The organism is Abiotrophia sp., from assembly GCF_057275535.1.
In genome coordinates this window covers 1-5,581 of sequence record NZ_DBHIRJ010000015.1, presented here as the reverse complement: position 1 = coordinate 5,581, position 5,581 = coordinate 1, and the positions used below count along the sequence as shown (strand labels likewise).

General features: G+C 58.5%; 4 protein-coding genes. 3 read left to right on the top strand and 1 reads right to left on the bottom strand.

Going from position 1 to position 5,581, the window contains the following annotated elements; all coding sequences use genetic code 11:
- Window positions 1–167: 167 nt before the first annotated feature.
- A complete protein-coding gene (locus ACO53F_RS09330; RefSeq protein WP_485138193.1) occupies window positions 168–713 on the bottom strand; it encodes a TetR/AcrR family transcriptional regulator in 546 nt (181 codons plus the stop codon).
- A gap of 134 nt (window positions 714–847) precedes the next feature.
- Between ACO53F_RS09330 and ACO53F_RS09325 the strand changes: the two genes are divergently transcribed.
- From ACO53F_RS09325 to ACO53F_RS09315, 3 genes are read left to right on the top strand one after another with little or no spacing between them, the layout of a single operon-like run.
- On the top strand, window positions 848–1,549 hold the full coding sequence (locus ACO53F_RS09325; RefSeq protein WP_485138192.1) for an ABC transporter ATP-binding protein: 702 nt from the start codon (window positions 848–850) through the stop codon (window positions 1,547–1,549).
- Window positions 1,550–1,552: 3 nt separating this feature from the next.
- A complete protein-coding gene (locus tag ACO53F_RS09320) occupies window positions 1,553–1,750 on the top strand; it encodes a hypothetical protein (RefSeq protein ID WP_485138191.1) in 198 nt (65 codons plus the stop codon).
- Entirely contained in the window at window positions 1,747–5,112 is a 3,366-nt protein-coding gene (locus ACO53F_RS09315; RefSeq protein ID WP_485138190.1) for an FtsX-like permease family protein, read from the top strand. Before ACO53F_RS09320 ends, ACO53F_RS09315 begins: the two co-directional genes overlap by 4 nt.
- The last annotated feature ends 469 nt before the right edge of the window (window positions 5,113–5,581 follow it).

Sequence of the window (5,581 nt, the reverse complement as noted above, 5' to 3'; positions counted from 1 at the left end):
TCCAAAAAGGCAGAAAGAGCTGGAGCCAGTGGTCCACTCCGTCGAGTGGACCACTGGCTCGCCACGAAAGCGGCCTCTAGCCCCCAAAAAGGCAGAAAAAGCCGGAGCCAGTGGTCCACTCGGTCGAGTGGACCACTGGCGCGCCCCCAAACAAGGCACCAACCCCTTTACCAGTTAGTAAAGTCGAGTACCTTCCAGAAGATATCACGGATTTCTTGGGGGGATTCTTTGGCGCCGCTGCTGACCCAGAGGTTGATGATGCCTTCGACTAGGCTGAGGACACATTCCAGGGCGTACTTTTGGTTAATAGGGAAGTTGCGGCCTAGAAAGTTCTGCAAATCGGCTGGGTCTTCGCGTTGGAAGAGTTGCAGCATGAATTCGCGGATGGTGGCCTTGAAGTTGAGGTAGTTGCTTTGGGAGAGGGCGTAGATGAAGTCGTAATTTTCCTTAATATACTCCAGGACTAGCACCAGGTGGACATCGTGCTCCTGGTTTTCAATGAAGAAAGTGCGCAGCTGGCTTAGCGTCTCTTCCTTGAGTTGCTCCATAAGGTCGAACTTGTCCTGATAGTGCAGGTAGAAGGTGCCGCGGTTAATGCCGGCCCGCTGGCAGAGTTGGCGGACGGTCAGCTGCTCGAAGCCTACTTCCTGCAGGAGCTGGGTGAGGGCCGTTTTGATGGCCACCTTGGTTTGGGTTTGGCGTTTTTGAGTCATAGGCCCTCCTTAAATAGACACTCTGTTGATTTTTGCTCATTGTCTTAGCTTTTCATCTATTCTATAATAAAAGCAGACATAAATCAACACCTGTCAATTTAATCGCCTCAAGGCAGGAGAAAGGACGTGACCGCATGGCCTATATTGAAGTAAAAGATTGTTCTAAGTTTTTTCCATCGGGTCAAGGGCAAATTACGGCTAACAAAGACCTGAATTTTGACATCCAGCAGGGCGAGCTGGTCATTATACTGGGCGCTTCCGGCGCCGGCAAGTCGACGCTACTCAACATTCTGGGGGGCATGGACACGGCTAGCCAGGGGGAGATTTGGATTGACGGCCAGAACATCGCCGCCTACACTAGCCACCAGCGGACCGACTACCGCCGCTATGACGTTGGCTTCGTCTTCCAGTTCTATAATCTGGTGCCCAACCTGACCGCCCTGGAAAATGTGGAGCTGGCAGCGGAAATTGTGCCCCATGCCATGGACCCAGCTCAGGCCCTGGCCGCCGTCGGCCTCAGCCACCGTCTGGATAATTTTCCGGCCCAGCTATCAGGGGGCGAGCAGCAAAGAGTCTCCATCGCCCGCGCCCTGGCTAAGAAGCCCAAGCTCCTGCTCTGCGACGAGCCGACTGGCGCCCTAGACTACCAGACTGGCAAGCAGGTCCTGCAGATTCTTCAGGACATGTCCCGCCAGGAGGGGGCCACGGTCATTATCGTCACCCACAACGGCGCCCTGGCGCCTATCGCCGATCGGGTCATTCGTCTACATGACGCCCAAATTCAGTCGGTCACGGTCAACGACCAACCGCAGAATATTGGGGACTTGGAGTACTAGAAGGTGGGGAAAGGGCTGGTGACTGGCCCTGTGGAGCGGGGCGCTGCCTGCCTGTCGGGAGCGCGCTTTGATCCAGCCGTGCCAGCGCCTTGTGTCAGCCGTGCCAGCAACTTGTGCCTACCGAGCCAGCGCCTTGAACCTGTCAGCCACCCCGCAAAAAATTTAACTAACATCTCTATCCAAAAGGAGGTCAGCCCATGACCAAGTCAACACTTTTCAAAGAATTCTGGCGCAGCCTTGGTCAGACCAAGGGGCGCTTCCTATCCATCGTCTGCCTCATGATGCTGGGGTCCTTTGCTCTGGTGGGCTTGCAGGCAGCGCCGCCGGACATAAGGCAGACTGCCAGCGCCTACCTCGAAGGCTTGCGGGTTCAGGACTTGACCGTCCTGTCCGACTACGGCCTATCCCAAGAAGACATGGAGGAGCTGGCCCAACTGTCGGGTGCTCAGGTCGAAGGAGGCTATCTGACCGACGTGGTGCTGGACCAGACGCCTGAAGCCTGGCGGATCTTCAGCCTGACCCAGGACTTGGCCCACTATCAGCTAGTAGCTGGCCGCCTGCCTCAAGCCTCGGGGGAAATTGCCCTTTTAAGTAGCCTGCAAGGTCGCTTTCAGCTAGGCGACACCGTCAAGCTCAAGGAGTCCGGCAATGCCAAGGCCATGCTCAAGCAGACGACTTTCACCATTACGGGCTTCGTCAACTCGGGCGAGTTGGGCAATCAGGTCCTCTTCGGGCCTTCAACGGCCGGCAGCGGGACTTTGGCTGGCTACGGGGTGGTGACGGCCCAGGACTTTGACAGTCCGGTCTACACTATTGCCCGCCTGCGCTATGAGGATTTGGCCGGACTCAACGCCTACCAGGCTCGCTACTGGGAATTGGTGGACCAGCACCAGGCTGACTTGGAGGCTCTTCTAGCCGATAACGGCGCCGCCCGTTTGGCTCAGGTCCAATCCCAGGTCCAAAGCCAAATCAATCAGGGCCAGGCCGACATGGATTCGGCCTCAGAGGCTCTGGCATCAGGCTCCAGCCAGCTAGCTTCAGCTGAAAGCCAGTGGGCTGACCAGTCCTCTGCCTTGGACCAAGCGGCCAGCCAATGGGCTAGCCAGGATGAGACTTTGACCCAGGGCCAAGGCCAACTAGCCAGCGCCCAAGCCGCCTTAGCCCAGGCCAAGGCCCAACTGGATAGCGGGGCAGCCGCCTTGACCAGCGGCCAGGCCAATTTGATGGCCAAGTCCGAGGAGCTAGCCCAAGCTAAGTCCCAGTTGGACGCCGCCAAGAGCCAGCTGGACAGCCAGGCCGAGACGCTAGCCAGCCAGAGCCAGGCCTTGGCTGACGGCCAAGCCAAACTAGCCGCCGGTCAGCAGGCCCTGGCCGCCCAAGAAGAGGCCCTGCGCCAAGCCGGCCAGGATCCGGACACCCTGCCAGACATTGAGACCGCCCGCCAGGCCCTGGCTCAAGAAGCCCAGACCCTGGCCAGCGCCCAGCGCCAACTTGAAGCTGGCCAAGCCCAGTGGCAAGCCGCCAATACTAGCTACCAAGAAGGGCTAGCCCGCTACCAAGCAGGCGCCGCGGCCCTTGCCACGGGTCAGGCTCAATATGACAGCCAGGCTGCCAACTATCAAGCAGGCTTGAGTCAATACCAAGCCGGCCAGGCCCAATACGACAGCCAGTCGGCTGCCGCCCAAGCCGGGGCCCAGGCCCTGGAGTCGGCCAGCCAGGAAATCAGCAGTGGCCAGGAAGCCCTGGCTTCTGCCCGCCAGGAGCTGGATGACCAGGAGGCCGAATTTGCCAGCAAGGAAGCGGAGGCCCAAGCCGCCATCAAGGAGGGTCAGGCCGCCCTTGACCGGGCCCAAGATGCCCTGGCCGGCCTGGTGACGCCTAAGTACCGGGTTTACAGCCGCCAGACCTATCCGGGCGACGTCGAGTTCTACACCAGCAAGCTACGGACCGAGGGCATGGCCAATGTGGGCAATGTCTTCCCCGTGGTCCTTTACTTGGTGGCCGCCCTGGTGACTTTAACCACCATGACCCGCTTTATTAGCGAGGAACGGCTTAAGGCCGGTCTCCTGCAAGCCCTGGGTTATGGCCCTGGCGACATCCTAGCCAAATTCCTGCTCTATGGCCTCCTGTCTAGTGGCCTAGGCGCCGTCTTGGGCATTGTGGCCGGGACCTATGGCCTGCCTTATATCTTGGGCCATACACTCTTTGCCACTTCGACCTATCCGCCCATTCAACTACATTTCTACTGGCCGCTTGCGGCTCTGGCCCTGGGCCTGTCCTTCCTGTCCAGCCTGCTGCCTATCTGGTGGGTAGCCCGGCGCGAACTGGCTGAAACGCCAGCCCAGCTCCTGCTGCCTAAGCCACCAGCGCGTGGCAGTCGCATCTTGCTGGAGCGGGTGACTTGGTTCTGGCGCCGCTTGACCTTCACCCAGAAGGTGACGGCCCGCAACATCTTCCGCTACAAGCAGCGCATGCTCATGACCATCCTGGGGGTGGCCGGCTCAGTGGCCTTGCTCTTCGCGGGCCTGGGCATCTCCTCGTCCTTAGCCGGCATCACCGAGCGGCAATTTGACCAGCTGGTGGGCTATGATCTGATCGTGGCTCGTCAGCAGCATGTCAATGCCTCCCAGGAAAGCGACTTGGCCTCTGCCCTGGCCCAGGATGACCTGGCTCAGACCCTGGACATTCAGCTGCAAACGGGCCGCCAGCACTTGCCCGGCTTCAAGGACCAGCAGGAAGTAACCATTATGGTGGCGCCCGACGGTGGCTTTGGCCAGCTGATGACCTTCTATGATGCCTATAGCCGTAATCGCTTGGACCTGCCCGACCAGGGCGCCCTGATTAGCCAGAAAATGGCGGAGAAAGCCGGCCTTAAGGTAGGCGACCGCCTGACCCTGGAAGACCCCGACGGTCAGCCGGTCAGTGTGACGGTGGCGGGCATTGTGGAGCTTTATGCCGGCCACAGCGTCTACCTGAGCCGGACTGCCTATGAGGCCGCCTATGGCAAAGCCTGGGCAGCCAATGCCCATTTGGTCCAGCTAAGGCCTGAAGCCAAAGGCGACCTGGCTAAGGTCAGCGCCCGCTTTATGGATTTGAGTGGCGTGCGCTCGGTCATTCAGAACAGCGGCATCCGCCACCAAATCCAGGTGACAGTCGATTCCCTGGCCCTGGTCATGCAGATTCTGACCCTGGTTTCCGTCCTGCTAGCCGCCGTCATCCTCTATAATTTGACGACCATAAATGTGGCCGAGCGGATTCGGGAGCTGTCGACCATTAAGGTTCTGGGCTTCCACAATCGCGAAGTCACCCGCTACATCTACCGCGAAACCGTGGCCCTGTCCCTAGTCGGCATCCTCTTCGGCCTGGCTGGCGGCTGGGTCCTGCACCGCTACTTGCTGGGGCGTATTAGCGCAGACTTCGTCCAATTCAACCAAAATGTTGCCTGGACTGTCTACCTGACCCCAGTTGTGGCCATCCTCTTAATCTTGGCCGCCCTGGGATGGCTAGTAGACCGCCAACTCCGCCAAGTCGACATGCTAGAAGCCCTGAAATCAGTAGATTAGGATAGAAGCAAAAGCCTTCCCTGATGGGAAGGCTTTTTTGTGTGGGCTTAGGCCGAAATCAGGGGGGAGTCATGAGCCAGTGGTCCACTCTCCAGAGTGGACCACTGGCTGGGCCGGGAACTGAGGAAAAGGGCAGGAAATCGGGGTTTTGTTAGGAGCTAGTGGTCCACTCTGGAGAGTGGACCACTGGCTGGGGCGGAAACTAAGGAAAAGGGCAGGAACTGAGGGTTTTGTCATGAGCTAGTGGTCCACTAGCTCGGTCAGGAACCAAGGAAAAGGGCAGAAAACCGGGTCCTTTTCCAAGAACCAGGCCGGGCTTAAGGGGATTCTTTTCGAAAATTGGCAAGTTGTGTCTAAGTGAGCACGTAGAAAGGGGGTGCTCAGACCCTATTTATATATGTAGCTACAAATCAAAACAAAGGAGCGAGATACAATGGCACGATCATTCGTTAAGGGCACCCTCCAAATG